This is a genomic window from Rouxiella chamberiensis, from assembly GCF_026967475.1.
Taxonomy (GTDB): domain Bacteria; phylum Pseudomonadota; class Gammaproteobacteria; order Enterobacterales; family Enterobacteriaceae; genus Rouxiella; species Rouxiella chamberiensis.
On record NZ_CP114058.1, the window covers coordinates 452,090 to 472,221 of the forward strand.

The following is a 20,132-nucleotide window of genomic DNA, read 5'->3' on the forward strand; positions in this document are numbered from 1 at the left end:
ATAGGGACCTGAACGCCATGCTATTACCCTGGCTAATTTTTATCCCCTTTATTGGCGGACTGCTGTGTTGGCAGACTGAGCGCTTCGGAAGCAAAGTACCGCGCTGGATAGCTCTCATCGCAATGGGACTGACCCTGGCGCTCTCCCTGCAACTGTGGTTGCAGGGCGGGTATTCGTTAACCGCGCCTGCGGGCATTCCGCAGTGGCAATCCGAGTTTGTGCTGCCGTGGATCCCGCGCTTTGGTATTTCGTTCCATCTGGCGCTGGATGGTCTGTCGCTGCTGATGGTGGTCCTGACCGGCCTCCTCGGGCTGCTGGCGATTCTCTGTTCATGGCGTGAAATTCAGCGCTATCAGGGCTTCTTCCACCTGAATCTGCTGTGGATTCTGGGTGGCGTGATCGGCGTGTTCCTGTCCATCGACATGTTCCTGTTCTTCTTCTTCTGGGAGATGATGCTGGTGCCGATGTACTTCCTGATAGCCCTTTGGGGACATAGGGCATCGGACGGTAAAACCCGTATCAGCGCGGCAACCAAGTTCTTCATCTATACCCAGGCAAGCGGTCTGGTGATGCTGATTGCGATTCTGGGGCTGGTGTTTGTCCACTACAACGCCACCGGCGTATGGACCTTCAACTATGAACTGCTGTTGAAGACGCCGATGACGCACAACGTCGAATACCTGCTGATGCTGGGCTTCTTCATCGCCTTCGCGGTGAAAATGCCGGTGGTGCCGCTGCATGGCTGGCTGCCGGACGCGCACAGTCAGGCGCCGACGGCGGGTTCCGTCGACCTCGCCGGTATTTTGCTGAAAACCGCCGCCTACGGGATGCTGCGTTTCAGCCTGCCGCTGTTCCCGAATGCTTCGCATGAGTTTGCCCCTATCGCCATGTGGCTGGGCGTGCTCGGCATTTTCTACGGCGCGTGGATGGCCTTCTCGCAGACCGACATTAAACGTCTTATCGCCTATACCAGCGTGTCGCACATGGGCTTCGTGCTGATTGCCATCTTCACCGGCAGCCAGCTTGCCTATCAGGGTGCCGTGATCCAGATGATTGCCCACGGCCTTTCCGCCGCCGGGATGTTCATTATCTGTGGTCAGATTTACGAGCGCCTGCATACCCGTGACATGCGCCTCATGGGCGGACTTTGGGGACGCATCAAATATCTGCCTGCGCTGTCGCTGTTCTTTGCGGTCGCCACGTTAGGTATGCCAGGGACCGGTAACTTCGTCGGTGAATTCATGATCCTGTTCGGCAGCTTCCCGATTGTGCCGGTCATTACCGTGGTTTCGACCTTCGGGCTGGTCTTCGCCTCGGTTTATTCGCTGGTTATGATGCAGCGTGCGTACTACGGCGCGCCCAAGTCGGACCAACCTTTGCAGGGTATGACAGCGCGCGAGCTGTCTATCATTCTGCTGCTGGTCGTATTGCTGGTATTGCTGGGTGTCTATCCGCAGCCAATCCTCGATACGTCAAGCGCGGCGATGAGCAATATTCAGCACTGGTTCGGGTCATCAGTTTCATCAATTTCAACGACAAGGCCGTAATTCGCCATGACATTTACTCCTCAAAATCTGATCGCACTGTTACCACTGTTGATCGTCGGATTGACGGTGGTGGTGGTGATGCTGTCCATTGCGTGGCGACGCGACCATTTTGTTAATGCCACACTAACCGTTATCGGCCTTAACCTTGCGCTGCTTTCCGTCTACTTCGTGGCTCAGGTCGGGCCACAGGACGTCACACCGCTGCTGCGTATCGACGGCTATTCGATGTTCTACATCGGGCTGGTGCTGCTGGCGAGTCTGGCTACCAGCACGTTTGCCTATCCGTGGCTCGAAGGCTATCCCGACAACCGCGAAGAGTTCTATCTGCTGGTGCTTATCGCGGCGATGGGCGGCATTCTGCTGGCATGCGCCAACCATCTGGCCTCGATGTTCCTCGGCATCGAGCTGATTTCGCTGCCGCTGTTTGGCCTGATTGGTTACGCATATCGTCAGAAACGCTCGCTGGAGGCCAGCATCAAGTACATGCTGCTGTCTGCCGCGGCATCGTCCTTCCTGCTGTTTGGGATGGCGCTGCTTTATGCGCAGTCCGGCGACCTGTCCTTTATGGCGCTTGGAAAGAACCTATCCGACGCCGTCATGCACGAACCGCTGCTGCTGGCAGGACTGGGTCTGATGATTGTCGGACTGGGCTTCAAGCTGTCGCTGGTGCCTTTCCACCTGTGGACGCCCGATGTGTATCAGGGCGCGCCTGCGCCGGTGTCGACCTTCCTGGCTACCGCCAGCAAGATTGCCATTTTCGCCGTGGTCATGCGCCTGTTCCTCTACGCGCCGGTAGCCAACAGTGAAGCGATTCGCGTGGTGCTCGGCATTATCGCCTTCTGCTCCATTCTGGTCGGCAACCTGATGGCGATTAGCCAGAGCAACATCAAGCGTCTGCTGGGTTACTCTTCCATCGCGCATCTGGGTTATCTGCTGGTGGCCTTGATTGCGGTGCAGACGCATCAGCTGTCGATGGAAACCGTCGGTGTCTATCTGGCCGGTTACCTATTCAGCAGCCTTGGCGCGTTTGGCGTAGTGAGCCTGATGTCCAGCCCTTACAGCGGGCCGGATGCCGAATCGCTGTTCTCTTACCGCGGTCTGTTCTGGCACAAGCCTATTCTGTCTGCGGTCATGACGGTAATGATGCTGTCTCTGGCGGGTATCCCGATGACGCTGGGCTTTATCGGCAAATTCTACGTGATTGCGACCGGTGTGACCGCGCATCTGTGGTGGTTGACCGGTGCGGTGGTCGTCGGCAGTGCGATAGGGCTTTACTACTATCTGCGCGTGACCGTGAGCCTGTTCCTCAACGCGCCGGAGAGACTGGTTCGCGATACGCCAACCAACTGGGCGTTTACGGCGGGCGGTGTCGTGGTACTGATTTCGGCGATTCTGGTGCTGATTCTGGGTATTTATCCGCAGCCGCTTATCTCGCTGGTTCAGTTGGCGCAACCGCTGCTGTAATCCTGCTAAATCCTTTATCTAAACCGCGCATTTTCGATGTGCGGTTTTTTTTGCCCCGATATTTGCACAACCCTTACACTCTCGTCGGAAGGTTCTTAAAATCCTGACAGTTATGCATTTCTTTCCTATAGATTTCGGCAACGCGCTGAAAAGTAGACTACGGTTAATGGGGTAAGGTTTAGCGACCGCGAGAGTTAACTCGCCGAAATCACATCATAAGGAGAACAGAATGGCTAACCAATTCGAACCACAGCAAACCAGTCTTGACGACGATCTGAAAATGCTGAGTGAAACGCTGGAAGAGGTGCTTAAATCTTCTGGTGATAAAGCCGATGAGAAATACATCGAAATAAAGACACGAGCCGAACAGGCGCTGAGTGACGTGCAATCACGTCTGAGTTCGGCATCAGATAGCTATTACGCGAAAGCGCGTACCGTTGCCCATCAGGCAGACACTTATGTGCATGACAAACCATGGCACGGCGTTGGTGTCGGCGCTGCGGTAGGTCTGTTGATAGGTCTGCTGGTTCGCCGCTAAGGCAACCGCTGGCAACAGCAAGCATGACGCACGATGAAGGAGACAGCCCCGGCTGTCTCTTCTTTTTGCACCCTTCATGGTGCAGGTTGCTACAGCCGTAACCTGCGTAAATATTGTGTTACCGAAAACTAAATAGCAGGCTAACAAAGTGTGAATACCATCACACAGAGTGATGTTAAAGACAGGTTAACTGGGTGGTAAAAAACCGGGAGTTAACATGACATCATCACTTAGCGCCGCCTCGGGCGTGAACAGACAGGGCAAGGCCATCAATATCTTCCGCGTCGCCAGCGGTAATTTCCTCGAAATGTATGACTTCATGGTGTTTGGCTATTACGCCAACGCTATCGCGCACACCTTCTTTCCCGACTCCAACCCGTTTGCCTCTTTGATGCTGACCCTGATGACCTTCGGTGCCGGTTTCCTGATGCGCCCGCTGGGTGCGATGGTATTGGGCGCCTACATCGACCATCATGGCCGCCGGAAAGGCTTGCTGATAACACTTTGTCTAATGGCGTTTGGCACGTTGACCATCGCCTGCGTGCCGGGTTATCACAGCATTGGCGTAGCGGCTCCGGTGCTGATTTTGCTTGGTCGCCTGTTGCAGGGCTTCTCGGCGGGGGTCGAGTTGGGGGGCGTATCTGTCTATCTTTCCGAAATTGCCCCCGAAGGCCGCAAGGGATTTTACGTGAGCTGGCAATCCGCCAGTCAGCAGGTCGCGGTCGTGTTTGCGGCGCTGCTCGGCGTGCTGCTCAACCATTTGCTCGGCAACGCCATCATGAATGAATGGGGCTGGCGTATTCCGTTTGCCATCGGCTGTCTGATTGTGCCGTTCCTGTTCTGGATCCGCCGCATGATGGAAGAGACGGACGCCTTTCAGCAGCGCAAGCACCATCCATCGATGAGCGAAATTGCGAAGTCGGTCGCCACTCACTGGCAAATCGTGCTGGTCGGTATGTTGATGGTGGTCACCACAACCGTCTCTTTTTACCTGATTACCGCCTTTACCCCGACCTTTGGTAAAAACGTGCTGCAACTCAGTCAGCAGCAGAGCTTTATCGTCACGCTGTGCGTCGGCGTCTCCAATCTGTTCTGGTTGCCCATCATGGGCGCGTTTTCCGACAAGGTAGGACGTCGTCCGCTGTTGCTGACATTCAGTGCGCTGATGCTGTTCACCTCCTATCCGGCGCTGCACTGGCTGGTGGGTGCGCCGAGCTTTGCGCGCCTGCTCGAAGTGGAATTGTGGCTCTCCTTCATGTACGCCAGCTACAATTCGGCGATGGTTGTGGCTCTGACCGAAATCATGCCGCCGGAGGTCAGGGCAACCGGCTTTTCGATGGCCTACAGTCTCGCCACCGCCATTTTCGGCGGCTTTACCCCGGCGATTTCAAGCTACCTCATTCACGTGACGGGCAACAAGGCGATGCCGGGCGTCTGGCTGTCGATAGCCGCTGTCTGCGGGCTTTTCGCCCTCGTGGTCTTGCCGTGGATAACGCGCCAGCGCGCCTATCGGCAGAGTATGATGAAATCCCACGGAGAGTCGGCGTAACCTCATGCGCCCCGTCTGGCAGACGGGGCTTTTTATTGCAACCTCCAGCCACACATTCAATCAATTTTAAGTCTTTGACCTACTTACTCCTCCCGAAAATTGCTTTAGACTGCCAGTGAGGGATTCACTTATAGTTTAATGATTAATCTGGATAAAAAATGAAAAAGACTTTAGTTGCATGCTCGGCTGCCGCACTGCTGATGACCACCGTTTCTGCGCACGCGATTGGCGTCAACGCGCAAATCGGCCAACACTATACCAACCTGGGCGTCGGTTTCGGTACCACGACGCCGGGCCTGGCACTGAGCGGAAACTGGGCGCACAGCGATAACGACGGCGACGTTGCCGGTGTCGGTCTGGGCTACAACATCGCGCTCGGACCGGTCATGGCGACCGTCGGCGGAAAAGCGCTGTACACCCATCCAAAAGACGGCGACGAAGGTTACGCCATTCCGGTCGGCGGCGGTCTGCAACTGCCACTGGGCCGCTATGTGAGCCTGTACGGAGAGGGTTATTACGCGCCGGATTCACTCTCAAGCGGCGTCAACAACTATAAAGAAGCCAACGGCGGTGTGCGCTTTACGCCAATCAGTCTGGTGACAGTCGATGTGGGTTATCGCTATCAGGCGCTGGAAGGCAAGGATGGACACCGTGACAACATTATCGCCGACGGTGCCTACATTGGCGGCGCGGTGAATTTCTAAGGTTTAGTCATGTAAAGGAAGGAGAGGGTAATGCTTAGGGTTGAGATGCTTAGCACGGGCGAAGAAGTGCTGCATGGCCAAATTGTCGATTCAAACGCCGCGTGGCTGGCGAAGTACCTGTTTGATCAGGGATTGCCGATGACCAGCCGTGAAACGGTTGGCGACAGCTTCGAGGAGCTGGTGTCGGTCATGCTCGAGCGCAGCCATATCGCCGATGTGCTTATCGTCAACGGCGGCCTTGGGCCGACCAGCGACGATCTCAGTGCGCAGGCGGCGGCGAAGGCCAGCGGCGTCGAGCTTGTCGAAGATGCAGGCTGGATCAAGACGATGGAGTCGTTTTTTGCCTCGCGCGGCAGGCCCATGGCCGATTCCAACCGCAAACAGGCCCAAATTCCCGCCAATGCGGAGATTCTCGACAATCCGGTCGGCACGGCCTGCGGCTTTACCCTCAAACTCAACCGCTGCCAGCTGTTCTTCACGCCGGGTGTACCGTCTGAATTTAAGGTCATGGTCGAACAGCAGATTGTGCCGCGTCTGCACCGCGCGCATCCCGCGCTTGAGGCACCGCTATGTCTGCGTCTGACCACCTTTGGTCGGGGTGAAAGTGATCTGGCCAGCGAACTCGACGGGCAACCGTTGCCGGAAGGTGTGGCGCTGGGCTATCGCTCGTCTTCCCCAATTATCGAGCTGAAACTGACCGGTCCGCGCGCGCAGGAGACCGCAATGCGCGAAATCTGGGAGCGCGTCCGTGAGGTCGCCGGTGAAAGCACGATTTTCGAAGGCTTCGGCAGTTTACCCGCACGGCTTGCCGAACGTCTGCTGGAACAGAATCTTCGTCTGGCCATTAGCGAAAGCTTCACGGGCGGACTGCTAAACTGGCGCTTGCAGAATGCCGAGGTGCCGCTGGTGGGCGGTGATCTTCTGCCTGCCTGCGGAACGGAAGACGAAACGCTTTGCGCATTACTGGCGCGGGCCCAGCTTCTGGCCGAACGCACCGGCGCCCAGTTGGCGCTGGCCGTGGGCGCAGTTATCGAAAATCGAATCAGTCTGGCCTTGCACACGCCAGCGGGCACCAGCGGTATGACGATTGAATACACCGCCGGGCGTCACGGGCTTGAACTGCGCCAGGAAACTCTGGCGATGGTCGCAATGGATATGCTGCGCCGCTACCTCAATGCGTGGCCGGTGGTGGCGGATTATCCGTGGATGAACGTGGTAGAAAAAGTGTAAAAGGCGCGTGATTGCGCCTCTCCAAAAGCCTGGCCTCAAGCATTTATTCAACCTCTTGAGGCCAGCAAATGCGCGTGTGATGAACCCGCCGAGAAAAAGAACAAAAGTAGTAAACTCCCGCGCGACACTAGCTTTAACGCCGAATTTCCCCTTGGTTTCTGCCACCCGCGGCCTTTCTGTGTCTCATCACTGACGCGTGCAAAGCGGCAGTGACTAGATGAACTGTTCCACCAGCAAGATTGCCGCAATCGCTATCATCAAACCGCCTGAAATACGGCTGACTCGCTGCGCCGCGCGCGGGCGTGTCTTGAGTACCGCGCTTGCGCCATATCCCACCAGCAGATACACCACGCCGCAACTGAAGACGTGGACAAGACCCAACGCGGACATTTGGAGCGGAAGCGGCCAGCTCGCATGCGTGTCGGTAAATTGCGGCAGCAGGGCGAGAAAGAGAAGAAAGACTTTCGGGTTGAGTCCACTGATGCAAAGTCCCTTGAGCGCCCACTTTTTTCGCGAGCCGACATCTTCGCCTTCTTCGGCCCGGGGCAGAGAAGGGTGGCGCAGCATCCCTATACCAAGCCAGAGCAGGTAGCCCGCGCCGGCCAGGGTGAGCGCCGAAAGCACGCCCGGCGCACCGGCAATCAGGGTGCCGATTCCCGCAGCGACGAGAAGGGTGGCAATCAAATGGCCGCCGAGCATGCCCGCGACGGCCGGAATCACTCTGCGACCGCGCAAACCCGCCGAGATGGCATAGGCCCAATCCGCGCCGGGGGTAATGACAAACAGGATGGAAACGCCCCAAAATGCGGCAAACAGATTCAACGGCATGGGGAAACTCTCCCTTTTTTATGCGCGTGACTCCTCACTTTGACTTCAACGGATACAGACATTTTCTCTTTCACTTCCGATTCATTAACTACGATTAACGTGGATGGAAAGAATATCGTTGTGTCAGTAGAATGTGTTGTCGTTATTACGGGTAAAAGCGCTAAAGAGGGGGAGATTTTTATCAATGGACAGAACTGACCGCAAGATCCTTGCCGAGCTGCAAATCGACGGCCGACTTTCACTGACCGAGCTTGCCGAGCGGGTAGGGCTAAGTCTGTCGCCCTGTCAGCGACGGGTCAAGGCGTTGGAGCAGGAAGGCATCATCAGTGGATATCGCGCCCACCTTGACCCCGTCCGTCTCGGATTAAACTTTTCGGCTATCGTTTTCGTGACCCTGCGCGAGGGCGACAGGCAGGCGGTCAGCGTATTTGAAGAGGCAGTGAAGGGGATCCCACAGATAATTCAGGCGCAACGGCTGTTTGGTAATCCGGATTATCTCCTGAATATCATCACGCGGGATTTACCCGCCTTTCAACGGCTGTACGATGAACAGCTCTCGGGCCTCGCGGGTGTGCAGCGCCTTACCTCAACGCTGGTCATGAAAACCGTGGTTCAGGATTCGCCGCTGCCCCTCGACGCATCGAATTAACTTGATGACCTCCTCCTCAAAGCCTTGAAGGGGAGGATCAGAGCGCCAGTTCGATATCGTCCACCGGCAGGCAACAACACGGGAGGATATCGCCCTCGTTGATAAACGCCAGCGGCTTTTGACTGTAGGTCACGTTGCCCTTGACCAATCGCATGCGGCACGATCCGCAGTAGCCTTCACGGCATTGGTATTCGACCACCAGCTGGTGTTGTTCGAAAACCTGCAGAAGATTGGCTGGCTCGCCTTTGCAGACGAGCGTTTTGCCGTGATCGTGCAGCGTGATGGTTGAGCTACCCATCCTAGAACTCGAAATCGCTCAGGTCGTCGGCGTTCATTTCTGAATCGATCTGACCTACCAGATAAGAGCTGACTTCAACTTCCTGTGGCGCAACCTGAACGTTATCAGAGACTAACCAGGCGTTGATCCACGGGATCGGGTTGGTGCGGGTCTTGAACGGTGCGGTTAACCCGACGGCCTGCATACGGATGTTGGTAATGTATTCAATGTACTGGCAAAGAATGTCTTTGTTCAGACCAATCATGGAACCGTCGCGGAACAGGTATTCTGCCCAGTCTTTTTCCTGCTCGGCGGCCAGCACGAACAGGTCATAACACTCTTTCTCGCACTCTTTGGCTATCTCGGCCATTTCCGGATCATCGGCACCGCTGCGCAGCAGGTTCAGTGCATGTTGCGTACCGGTCAGGTGCAGCGCTTCGTCGCGGGCGATCATCTTGATGATTTTGGCATTGCCTTCCATCAGCTCGCGCTCGGCAAAGGCAAACGAACAGGCGAAGCTGACGTAGAAACGTACCGCTTCCAGCGCGTTGACGCTCATCAGGCAGATGTAGAGTTTCTTTTTCAGCTCGTGCAGATTCACGACCACGGTGTTGCCGTTGACCAGATGCGTGCCTTCGCCCAGCAGGTGATAGTAGCTGGTCATTTCAATCAGTGAATCGTAGTAGCCTGAGATGTCTTTCGCGCGCTTCAGGATCTCTTCGTTGGTCACGATGTCGTCGAACACCAGACCCGGATCGTTGACGATATTACGGATAATATGCGTGTACGAGCGCGAGTGAATGGTTTCCGAAAACGCCCAGGTTTCGACCCAGGTTTCCAGCTCGGGAATCGAGATAAGAGGCAGCAGCGCGACGTTCGGGCTACGACCCTGAATCGAATCCAGCAAAGTCTGGTATTTCAGATTGCTGAGGAAGATGTGTTTTTCGTGCTCGGGCAGACTCTGGAAATCGATACGGTCGCGCGCAACGTCAATCTCTTCCGGACGCCAGAAGAAAGACAGCTGCTTTTCAATCAGCTTTTCAAAGATTTCGTATTTCTGCTGGTCGAAGCGCGCCACGTTGACGGATTGGCCGAAGAACATCGGCTCCAGCAGCTGATCGTTTTTATTTTGAGAAAAAGTGGTATAAGCCATGATAACCCTCGAGACCCCTATCCAAAGAAGCGCGTCGTGGCCACGTTATCCGTGGGGCTACGACGCGAATGCAGGATAGAAGTAAAATTAATTAAATTTTGCAGGCGCCGCTTTCGCAGTCGTCAACTTCTGCCTTCATGTCTTCCTGAACATCGTCCGCGCCGTCGCGGGTGTTCTGGTAGTACAGTGTTTTCACGCCGAATTTGTAGGCGGTTAGCAGGTCTTTCAGCAGCTGTTTCATCGGCACTTTGCTGTTGGCAAAGCGGGATGGATCATAGTTGGTGTTAGACGAAATCGCCTGGTCGACGAACTTCTGCATCAACCCGACCAGATGCAGGTAGCCATCGTTGTTCGGCATGTCCCACAGCAGTTCGTACTGGTCTTTCAGGCGCTCGTACTCTGGAACCACCTGACGCAGGATGCCGTCTTTGGATGCCTTGATGCTCACGTGACCGCGCGGCGGTTCGATACCGTTGGTGGCGTTCGAAATCTGCGAAGAGGTTTCGGACGGCATCAGCGCAGAGAGCGTGGAGTTACGCAGACCGTGTTCCTGAATGCTGGCGCGCAGCGCTTCCCAATCATAATGCAGCGGCTCGTCGCACAGGGTATCGAGATCCTTTTTATAGGTGTCGATCGGCAGCACGCCCTGCGAGTAAGTGGTTTCCTTGAACCACGGGCAGGCACCTTGCTCGATAGCCAGCTCGTTGGAGGCTTTCAACAGGTAATACTGGATAGCTTCGAACGCGCGGTGAGTCAGGTTGTTGGCGCTGCCGTCGCTGTAACGCACGCCGTTCTTCGCCAGATAATAAGCATAGTTGATGACGCCGATACCAAGAGTACGACGACCCATTGCGCCACGTTTGGCGGCCAGAATCGGGTAGTCCTGATAGTCGAGCAGGGCATCGAGAGCACGTACAGCCAGCGTCGCCAGCTCTTCGAGATCGTCGAGGCTGTCGATGGCGCCAAGGTTGAAGGCAGACAGCGTACACAGCGCGATCTCGCCTTCTTCGTCGTTGACGTCGTTCAACGGTTTGGTCGGCAACGCGATTTCCAGACACAGGTTGGACTGGCGAACCGGCGCGATGGCTGGATCAAACGGGCTGTGGGTGTTGCAGTGGTCCACGTGCTGAATGTAGATACGGCCGGTCGAGGCGCGTTCCTGCATCATCAGGGAGAACAGTTCAACCGCTTTCACTTTCTGCTTGCGGATGCTGTCGTCCTGCTCGTATTGGGTGTACAGGCGCTCGAACTCGTCCTGATCGGCAAAGAAGGCATCGTACAGGCCAGGCACGTCGGACGGGCTGAACAGCGTGATGTCGCCGCCCTTGACCAGACGCTGATACATCAGCTTGTTGATCTGCACGCCGTAGTCCATGTGACGAACGCGGTTGCCTTCAACGCCACGGTTGTTTTTCAGCACCAGCAGGCTTTCGACTTCCAGGTGCCACATTGGGTAGAACAAGGTCGCGGCACCGCCACGCACGCCGCCCTGAGAACAGGATTTCACGGCAGTCTGGAAGTGCTTGTAGAACGGAATACAGCCGGTGTGGAACGCTTCGCCGCTGCGAATCGGGCTACCCAGCGCACGAATACGGCCTGCGTTGATACCGATACCGGCACGCTGTGACACGTATTTCACGATGGCGCTGGAAGTCGCGTTGATGGAATCCAGGCTGTCGCCGCACTCGATAAGTACGCAGGAGCTGAACTGGCGAGTCGGGGTACGCACGCCGGACATGATGGGCGTAGGCAGCGAGATTTTGAAGGTCGAGACGGCATCGTAGAAGCGCTTGATGTAATCAAGACGGGTTTCGCGCGGGTAGCCGGAGAACAGGCAGGCCGCCACCAGAATGTACAGGAACTGGGCGCTCTCGTAGATTTGGCCGCTGACGCGGTTCTGCACCAGATATTTGCCTTCGAGCTGCTTGACCGCGGCGTAGGAGAAGTTCATGTCACGCCAGTGATCGATATAGCTGTTCATCTGCTCGAACTCGTCGAGCGAGTAGTCTTCCAGCAGATGCTTGTCGTATTTGCCCATCTCGACCATTTTGGTGACCTGGTCGATAAGTGCCGGTGGCTCGAACTGGCCGTAGGCTTTCTTGCGCAGGTGGAAAATCGCCAGACGCGCGGCCAGATACTGGTAGTCCGGTGCGTCTTTGGAGATAAGGTCGGCGGCTGCCTTGATGATGGTTTCGTGAATATCGGCGGTTTTAATCCCGTCATAAAACTGAATGTGCGAGCGCAGCTCTACCTGAGAAACCGAGACGTTTTGAAGGCCTTCCGCTGCCCAATCGATGACGCGGTGAATTTTATCAAGATCGATGCGTTCCTTGCGGCCATCACGTTTAGTAACAAGTAGACTCTGATTCATTCGGGATTATACCTTAAAGGGTTTATTTCAAATGAACACATCGCACGTCAGCGCATCATCAGGCTGCGAAGCGCCGACAATGTCTAGTGCGATGGTCAGGATATAAACACAATATGTTGTGGGTGTATTATTTTCTGAGGACAAGATAGTGTTCAGACCACACTTTTGCAAGGGACGAAACGGGCCGTTTTTGTGGATAAGTTGGGGAGAAATTTTGCGGGTGTCGCCGCAGCGCCCATTGCTGCTGGGTTAGTGGAACTGTCAATATCTACGATACGATTTTCTTATATTTTTCGAAAACGCGATCGACTGCCGATTTATTAAACGTTAGAAAAAAACGCTATATTGATGCCCGAAACTATTCTAAAAAATCATGTTCCTGCGTCCGGGCGTGCCAATGCCCTAAAAACTAAGCTTTTATCCACCCGTCCCAACGAAAAATCGCGCGCAAGGCAGCAATTACGCCCTTTAGACGGGTGATAAGGGCTTGACTAGGTCCTAGCTTTCGGCATTTTCCTGCGACTGGGTGTGCAACATATAGTTAACGTCGACATTAGGCCCCAGCTTGAAGTGATCGGAAAGCGGGTTGTAATGCAGGCCGATGATGTGGCGCTCGAACAGCGGCGTGCGGTCAATCCACGACAGCAATTCCGAAGGCTTGATGAATTTCTTGATGTCGTGGGTCCCTTTCGGCACCATTTTCAACACGTATTCGGCACCAAACACCGCCATCAGCCATGCTTTGTTGTTGCGGTTGATGGTGGAGAAGAAGACGTGGCCGCCCGGTTTGACCAGACGCGCACAGGCCGCCACGACCGAGGCCGGGTCCGGCACGTGCTCGAGCATCTCCATGCAGGTCACGACATCGTAGCGCTGCGGGTTGGCATCGGCGTGCGCTTCAACGGTTTCCTGCACGTAAGTCAGTTTGGCACCGCTCTCAAGTGCATGCAGACGCGCGACTTCCAGCGGCTCCGCGCCCATGTCGAGACCGGTTACGTTGGCACCCGCGAGGGCCATGCTTTCACTCAGAATACCGCCGCCACAGCCGACGTCGAGTACATCCTTGCCGAACAGCCCGTTCGAACGCGCGAGAATGTAGTCCAGGCGCAGCGGATTGATGCGGTGCAGCGGTTTGAATTCCCCTTCCAGATCCCACCAGCGCGAGGCAACGGCCTCGAACTTGGCTATCTCGGAGTGGTCCACGTTCTGGATATCAACGTGTTGCGAGGGGGTCGTGTCTTGTTTGCTGTTCGATGTGGTTGTCATTGGGCTGATAAACTCCTTATGCCTTGTGAAGTCGATTATACATATTCTAGGGACCGAGAGGCAGCTTCGTGCTATAGTTTGACACCTTTGCCTATACCCTGTGTAATTTGGGTATTTATAGGCAGCGGCCTTGAATAATCAGAGAGGGATAGCAGCTCCATGAGCGACCTTGCCAGAGAAATCACACCGATAAACATCGAAGAAGAGCTTAAAAACTCTTATTTGGATTACGCCATGTCCGTTATCGTCGGACGTGCGCTGCCAGATGTGCGCGATGGTTTGAAACCGGTGCACCGCCGCGTACTTTACGCAATGAATGTTCTGGGTAATGACTGGAACAAAGCCTATAAGAAATCGGCCCGTGTGGTCGGTGACGTTATCGGTAAATATCACCCACACGGTGATACTGCGGTTTATGACACCATCGTTCGTATGGCCCAGCCTTTTTCTCTCCGCTACATGCTGGTGGACGGACAGGGTAACTTCGGTTCGGTAGACGGCGACTCCGCGGCTGCCATGCGTTATACCGAAATACGCATGTCGAAAATTGCCCACGAACTGTTGGCAGACCTTGAAAAAGAGACCGTCGACTTTGTGCCGAACTACGACGGCACCGAGCAGATCCCAGCGGTTATGCCGACCCGTATTCCCAACCTGCTGGTGAACGGTTCTTCCGGTATCGCCGTCGGTATGGCCACCAACATTCCGCCACATAACCTGACCGAGGTTATCAACGGCTGCCTGGCCTATATCGAAGACGAAAACATCAGCATCGAAGGGCTGATGGAACACATTCCGGGTCCTGATTTCCCGACTGCCGCCATTATCAATGGTCGTCGTGGTATTGAAGAAGCCTATCGTACCGGTCGCGGCAAAATCTATATCCGCGCCCGTGCCGAAGTCGAAGCCGACGCCAAAACCGGCCGCGAAACCATTATTGTTCACGAGATCCCGTATCAGGTGAACAAGGCCCGTCTTATCGAAAAGATTGCCGAGCTGGTCAAGGAAAAGCGTCTGGAAGGCATCAGCGCGCTGCGTGACGAGTCCGACAAAGACGGCATGCGCATCGTGATTGAAATCAAACGCGACGCCGTGGGCGAAGTGGTGCTGAATAACCTTTATTCACTCACTCAGCTGCAAACCTCGTTTGGTATCAACATGGTTGCCCTGCATCAAGGTCAGCCAAAGATTCTGGGTCTGAAAGAGATTCTTTCCGCCTTCGTGCGTCACCGCCGCGAAGTCGTTACCCGTCGTACCATTTTCGAACTGCGCAAGGCGCGCGATCGTGCACACATCCTCGAAGCGTTGGCGATTGCTCTTGCAAACATCGACCCTATCATCGAGCTGATTCGTGCTGCGCAGTCACCTGCCGAAGCGAAGGCCGGCCTGATTGCCCGTTCATGGGATCTCGGCAACGTCTCTGCGATGCTGGCAAGCGCCGGTGACGATGCCGCGCGTCCGGAGTGGCTTGAAGCCCAGTTTGGTATTCACGACGGCAAATACTTCCTGACCGAACAGCAGGCACAGGCGATTCTGGATCTGCGTCTGCAGAAACTGACCGGCCTCGAGCACGAAAAACTGCTGGACGAGTACAAAGATTTGCTGAGCCAGATTGCCGAGCTTATCCGCATTCTGGAAAACCCCGATCGTCTGATGGAAGTGATTCGCGAAGAACTCGAAGCGATCCGCGACCAGTACAACGATCCGCGCCGTACCGAAATCACTGCCAATACCTCCGATATCAATATCGAAGACCTGATCAACCAGGAAGACGTGGTAGTAACGTTGTCGCATCAGGGCTACGTGAAGTATCAGCCTCTGTCCGACTACGAAGCCCAGCGTCGTGGCGGTAAAGGCAAGTCGGCGGCGCGTATTAAAGAAGAAGACTTTATCGATCGTCTGCTGGTGGCCAACACCCATGACACCATCCTTATGTTCTCGAGCCGTGGACGTCTGTACTGGATGAAGGTCTACCAGTTGCCGGAAGCCAGTCGTGGTGCCCGTGGGCGTCCGATTGTCAACCTGCTGCCGCTAGAACCGAACGAACGTATCACGGCCATTCTGCCGGTGCGTGAATACGAAGAAGGCCGTCACGTGTTTATGGCGACCGCCAGCGGTACCGTCAAGAAAACCGCACTGACCGATTTCAGCCGTCCACGTAGCGCCGGTATCATCGCCATCAACCTGAACGAAGGCGACGAGCTGATTGGCGTTGACCTGACCGACGGCAACGATGAAGTCATGCTGTTCTCTGCGGCCGGTAAAGTGGTACGTTTCGCCGAATCTGCGGTGCGCTCCATGGGCCGTACGGCGACCGGTGTACGCGGTATTCGTCTGGGCGCAAGTGACAGCGTGGTATCGTTGATTATTCCTCGCGGCGACGGAGCAATCCTGACCGTGACCGAAAACGGCTTCGGTAAACGTACCGAGTCGGCGGAATACCCAACCAAATCCCGTGCGACGCAGGGCGTTATCTCCATCAAGGTGAGCGAGCGTAACGGTCCGGTTGTCGGCGCGATTCAGGTCGACGAAGCCGATCAGATCATGATGATCACCGATGCCGGTACGCTGGTGCGTACCCGTGTTTCCGAAGTCAGCAAGGTCGGACGTAACACCCAGGGTGTAACGCTTATCCGTACCGCCGACGACGAGCACGTGGTGGGTCTGCAACGCGTTGCCGAGCCTGTCGAAGATGAAGAGCTGGATGGTGTGGCCACCGTTGAAGGTGAACTGGAAGCCGCGCAGGAAAGTGAAGCACCTGAAGACATCGAAGCCGACGACGACGCTGAAAACGATGACGAGCAACCTTTAGAAAACGAGTAAAATCAATTTCGCCGGTTGAGTGATAAAGGGCATAATATGCGTTCATATTATGCCCTTTTCACATAAAATCTTTACTGACAAAGCTATGGTAATCGCTTGAAGTACTTAACTTCCTTTAGAACGACATTAAGAATCTCCCGTTACCTGTTCAGGGTACTGGCTATCATGCTTTGGTCGTTGGGCGCATTGCTGACGACGTTTTATGTACTGAATATTTTCCACAACAAAGAATTCGAAATTCGTGAAGAGGACAATCTTCACTACAATCAGGCGCAGGCCTACATTAAAAATACGGCCGATGTCGTGCGCAGTGTCCGCTCGATGGCCGAAAAACGCCTAAACGATTCAATGAACGGTCTCGACATCATCAATGGTGTGTTAAGCACGAAAAATGTCGATCCGACCTTCCATTCGCTGTTCCCCGAATCCAACTGTGCCGAGCTTACCGACAGCAACCGCAACGCCTTGACCTCGCTCGGCAACATGGTCCATTACTGGAAAGACAACTTCTCGGACGACTACTCCCTCAAGCGCGTGTTTTATATCGGCGGCGACAACCTGTGTCTGGTCGATTTCGGCGTCGTTAAAAATACGATGCCCATCGAGCGCGAAAATGTCCTCAAGTCGTTGCACGAAAAATTACTCAAATATCGCAACGGCAAGAATCAGGACAAACAAAAGAGTCAGTATTGGGTCGAGTCGGGCAGCAACAAGGATCAGGGCAATCTTTTCGTTCTCACTCCTATTTACGTAGGAAACAAGCTGGCCGCCATTATGGGGGTGCAGCAGAGCCTGCGACTGGAAGATTTAACCGCCTCGACCCTTTCGCATACGGGCGTCACGCTGCTTGATGCCGACAATCGCCCGCTGCTGAGTTTTCTTGAAGGCGATCGCTACACCTCGATTCTGGAAAGCTATCCCGGTGGCGATAACTATTTCGGCTATATGAATGGCTATACCGATCTGATTTACAAGCGTCCTCTGCCGCCGTCGTCGATGAGCGTTGTCTACTCCCTGACTTTCTCGACAGTTATCGAGCGCTTCAAGCTGTTGATATTGAATACAGTCCTGCTGAATTTGCTGTCCGCGCTGGTGCTGTTTGTGCTGGCGTGGCTGTTCGAACGCAAGATGTTCCTGCCTGCCGAGGACAATGCCTTCCGACTTGAGGAACACGAGCAGTTCAACCATAAAATCGTCGCCTCTGCGCCGGTAGGTATTTCGATTCTGCGTATCAGCGACGGCGTCAACATCCTCAGCAACGAGCTGGCGCACAACTACATCAGCATGCTGACCCATGAGGATCGCCAGCGCATCACGCGCATCATCTGCGACCAGCAAACCCGTTTTGTCGACATCATTACCCGCGACAACAACAATATTCAGCTGAGCTTCGTGCATTCGCGCTACCGCAATGAAGACGTCGCCATCTGTGTGCTGATTGACGTCAGCGCCCGCGTCAAGATGGAGGAGTCGTTGCAGGAGATGGCCAATGCAGCCGAGCAGGCGAGCCAGTCCAAATCGATGTTCCTCGCGACCGTCAGCCACGAGTTGCGTACACCGTTATACGGCATTATCGGTAACCTTGATCTGTTGCAGACGCAGGGATTGCCGCAGGGCGTCGACCGACTGGTGACGGCGATGAACAACTCCTCGGCGCTGCTGCTCAAAATTATCAGCGACATTCTCGACTTCTCGAAGATCGAATCCGAGCAACTGAAAATCGAGCCGCAGGAATTCTCCTGCCGCGAAGTGATTACCCACATCGCCGGTAATTATCTGCCGCTGGTGGTGAAAAAGCATCTTGGGCTTTACTGCTTCATCGAGCACAATGTGCCCGAAATCTTCGTCGGCGATCCGGTGCGTTTGCAACAGGTGCTGTCCAACATTCTCAATAACGCCATCAAGTTTACCGATACCGGCTGCATCGTGTTGCATGCACGGACCTGCGGCAACTATCTCGAGTTCATGATCCGCGATACCGGCGTCGGCATTCCGACCAAAGAGATAACCCGTCTGTTCGACCCGTTTTTCCAGGTCGGCAGCGGCGTGCAGCGCCATTTCCAGGGCACCGGCCTTGGGCTGGCTATCTGCGAAAAGCTGATAAACCTGATGGACGGCGATATTTCGGTAGATTCGGAGCCGGGTCTTGGCAGCGCCTTTACCGTTCGTCTGCCGATTTACGGGCAGGAGCATCCTGCGCCGCCGCCGCTGCCTTTCTGGGCCGGAAAACGTCTCTGGGTGAACATCCGCAACGGCTATCTCGAAAGTTATCTGATGCAGTTGCTGCATCATCACGGCGCGGACGTTCAACGCTGGCAGCCGGAAGACGAGAGCCGGGCGGAAGATGTGCTGATCACCGATATGCCGCTGATTCATCACGGCAGTCTCTGTGCGCAGATCGAATTTTCCATCGACCATATCGGTCCGCCGCAGGAAAGCAGTCCGGGTTACTGGATCCACAGCACCTCGACGCCGCTGGAAATAACCTTGCTGCTTAACCGTATCTATCATCTGAACCGGGTGACGGAAACCAGTCTGGCGCTGCTGCCGGAAGTCGTTGATTCACAAGATAACGGTGATATTACGCTGCTGGTTGTCGATGACCATCCCATCAACCGTCGTCTGCTGGCCGATCAGCTGGGTTCGATGGGCTACATCGTCGCTACCGCCAACGACGGGCTTGATGCGCTCGACGCCATGAAGGTGCATCCGGTGGATATCGTCTTGAGTGACGTCAACATGCCAAATCTTGATGGTTATGGACTGACCAAGCGCCTGCGCGAACTGGAATATTCACTGCCGGTTATCGGCGTGACCGCCAATGCGCTGGCCGAACAGAAACAGCTGTGTCTGGAAGCCGGTATGGATAACTGTCTCTCCAAACCGGTCACGCTGGAGCAACTGCGTAAAACGCTGAGTTTCTATAGCCAGCAGGTCCGCAGAAAACGCCATGCGCCCGTGGAGATGGATTAACCCGGCCGACCCGGATTTCAACAGCAGCTATCCCTTGCCGTGGTTGGCACAGGCATAAAAAAAGGCACAACGCGGGTTGTGCCTTTTTTATGGGTAACGCGATTGACTAGTCTTTGTCGATTGGCGTTGAGCTCACGGATGACAGGTAGTTGAGCAGGGCGATGTCGTTTTCGACGCCGAGCTTCATCATCGCCGACTTCTTCTGGCTACTGATGGTCTTGATGCTGCGGTTCAACTTGCGGGCAATTTCCGTCACCAGGAAACCTTCCGCGAACAGACGCAGAACTTCACTCTCTTTCGGCGACAGGCGCTTGTCGCCGTATCCGTTGGCGCTGATTTTCTCCAGCAGCTTTGACACGCTGTCAGGCGTAAACTTCTTGCCTTTTTGCAGTGCGGCCAGTGCTTTCGGCAGGTCGGTCGGCGCACCCTGTTTCAGCACAATCCCTTCGATATCCAGATCCAGTACGGAGCTGAGAATGGCCGGATTGTTGTTCATGGTCAGCACGATAATCGACAGCTGTGGGTAGTGGCGCTTGATGTATTTGATAAGCGTGATGCCGTCACCGTATTTATCACCCGGCATGGACAGGTCGGTAATCAGCACGTGCGCGTCAAGCTTGCTTAAATTGTTAATCAGGGCGGTCGAGTCTTCGAACTCGCCAACCACATTAACCCACTCGATTTGTTCAAGGGACTTACGAATCCCGAATAAGACGATAGGATGGTCGTCGGCAATAATTACGTTCATATTGTTCATGTG

15 protein-coding genes are annotated in these 20,132 nt (G+C 55.0%); 9 read left to right on the plus strand and 6 right to left on the minus strand.

What is annotated here, in order from left to right:
* The first annotated feature begins 17 nt into the window (after positions 1-17).
* The 6 genes from nuoM (at position 18) to O1V66_RS02230 (ending at position 7,032) form a co-directional block, all read left to right on the plus strand.
* Entirely contained in the window at positions 18-1,547 is a 1,530-nt protein-coding gene (nuoM, locus tag O1V66_RS02205; RefSeq protein ID WP_045047366.1) for an NADH-quinone oxidoreductase subunit M, read from the plus strand.
* A gap of 6 nt (positions 1,548-1,553) precedes the next feature.
* A complete protein-coding gene (nuoN, locus tag O1V66_RS02210; RefSeq protein ID WP_045047365.1) occupies positions 1,554-3,011 on the plus strand; it encodes an NADH-quinone oxidoreductase subunit NuoN in 1,458 nt (485 codons plus the stop codon).
* 229 nt (positions 3,012-3,240) lie between these two features.
* Positions 3,241-3,549: a stress response protein ElaB gene (gene elaB, locus O1V66_RS02215; RefSeq protein WP_045047364.1), complete on the plus strand. Its 309-nt coding sequence runs from the start codon at positions 3,241-3,243 to the stop codon at positions 3,547-3,549.
* A gap of 217 nt (positions 3,550-3,766) precedes the next feature.
* On the plus strand, positions 3,767-5,098 hold the full coding sequence (gene tcuC, locus O1V66_RS02220; RefSeq protein ID WP_045047363.1) for an MFS transporter: 1,332 nt from the start codon (positions 3,767-3,769) through the stop codon (positions 5,096-5,098).
* Positions 5,099-5,256: 158 nt separating this feature from the next.
* The gene (locus tag O1V66_RS02225) at positions 5,257-5,802 is read left to right on the plus strand and encodes a YfaZ family outer membrane protein (protein WP_045047362.1); all 546 of its coding nucleotides are present in this window, start codon (positions 5,257-5,259) and stop codon (positions 5,800-5,802) included.
* Positions 5,803-5,832: 30 nt separating this feature from the next.
* Entirely contained in the window at positions 5,833-7,032 is a 1,200-nt protein-coding gene (locus O1V66_RS02230) for a nicotinamide mononucleotide deamidase-related protein YfaY (protein ID WP_045047361.1), read from the plus strand.
* 213 nt (positions 7,033-7,245) lie between these two features.
* On the opposite strand, the gene O1V66_RS02235 is transcribed toward O1V66_RS02230, so the two are convergent.
* Positions 7,246-7,860, minus strand: coding sequence for a LysE family translocator (locus tag O1V66_RS02235; RefSeq protein ID WP_045047360.1), 615 nt, complete (start codon positions 7,858-7,860; stop codon positions 7,246-7,248).
* Between the two features lie 184 nt (positions 7,861-8,044).
* Here O1V66_RS02235 and O1V66_RS02240 point away from each other — a divergent pair, with 184 nt between their 5' ends.
* Positions 8,045-8,509 carry an Lrp/AsnC family transcriptional regulator gene (locus O1V66_RS02240; protein ID WP_045047359.1) on the plus strand — a complete coding sequence of 155 codons (465 nt, stop codon included), beginning with the start codon at positions 8,045-8,047 and terminating at the stop codon, positions 8,507-8,509.
* Between the two features lie 37 nt (positions 8,510-8,546).
* Here O1V66_RS02240 and yfaE read toward each other — a convergent pair whose 3' ends face one another.
* From yfaE to ubiG, 4 genes are all read right to left on the minus strand, one after another.
* The gene (gene yfaE, locus O1V66_RS02245) at positions 8,547-8,807 is read right to left on the minus strand and encodes a class I ribonucleotide reductase maintenance protein YfaE (RefSeq protein WP_045047358.1); all 261 of its coding nucleotides are present in this window, start codon (positions 8,805-8,807) and stop codon (positions 8,547-8,549) included.
* 1 nt (position 8,808) lies between these two features.
* A complete protein-coding gene (gene nrdB / locus O1V66_RS02250) occupies positions 8,809-9,939 on the minus strand; it encodes a class Ia ribonucleoside-diphosphate reductase subunit beta (RefSeq protein WP_045047357.1) in 1,131 nt (376 codons plus the stop codon).
* A gap of 91 nt (positions 9,940-10,030) precedes the next feature.
* Positions 10,031-12,310 carry a class 1a ribonucleoside-diphosphate reductase subunit alpha gene (gene nrdA, locus O1V66_RS02255; protein WP_045047356.1) on the minus strand — a complete coding sequence of 760 codons (2,280 nt, stop codon included), beginning with the start codon at positions 12,308-12,310 and terminating at the stop codon, positions 10,031-10,033.
* Between the two features lie 498 nt (positions 12,311-12,808).
* The gene (ubiG, locus tag O1V66_RS02260; RefSeq protein WP_045047355.1) at positions 12,809-13,576 is read right to left on the minus strand and encodes a bifunctional 2-polyprenyl-6-hydroxyphenol methylase/3-demethylubiquinol 3-O-methyltransferase UbiG; all 768 of its coding nucleotides are present in this window, start codon (positions 13,574-13,576) and stop codon (positions 12,809-12,811) included.
* 159 nt (positions 13,577-13,735) lie between these two features.
* Between ubiG and gyrA the strand changes: the two genes are divergently transcribed.
* Complete coding sequence (gyrA, locus tag O1V66_RS02265) at positions 13,736-16,399, plus strand: DNA topoisomerase (ATP-hydrolyzing) subunit A (protein WP_045047354.1); 2,664 nt, start codon at positions 13,736-13,738, stop codon at positions 16,397-16,399.
* Positions 16,400-16,495: 96 nt separating this feature from the next.
* Positions 16,496-19,372 carry a two-component system sensor histidine kinase RcsC gene (gene rcsC, locus O1V66_RS02270; RefSeq protein ID WP_045047353.1) on the plus strand — a complete coding sequence of 959 codons (2,877 nt, stop codon included), beginning with the start codon at positions 16,496-16,498 and terminating at the stop codon, positions 19,370-19,372.
* A gap of 106 nt (positions 19,373-19,478) precedes the next feature.
* Here rcsC and rcsB read toward each other — a convergent pair whose 3' ends face one another.
* A complete protein-coding gene (gene rcsB / locus O1V66_RS02275) occupies positions 19,479-20,129 on the minus strand; it encodes a response regulator transcription factor RcsB (RefSeq protein ID WP_045047352.1) in 651 nt (216 codons plus the stop codon).
* Positions 20,130-20,132 lie beyond the last annotated feature (3 nt).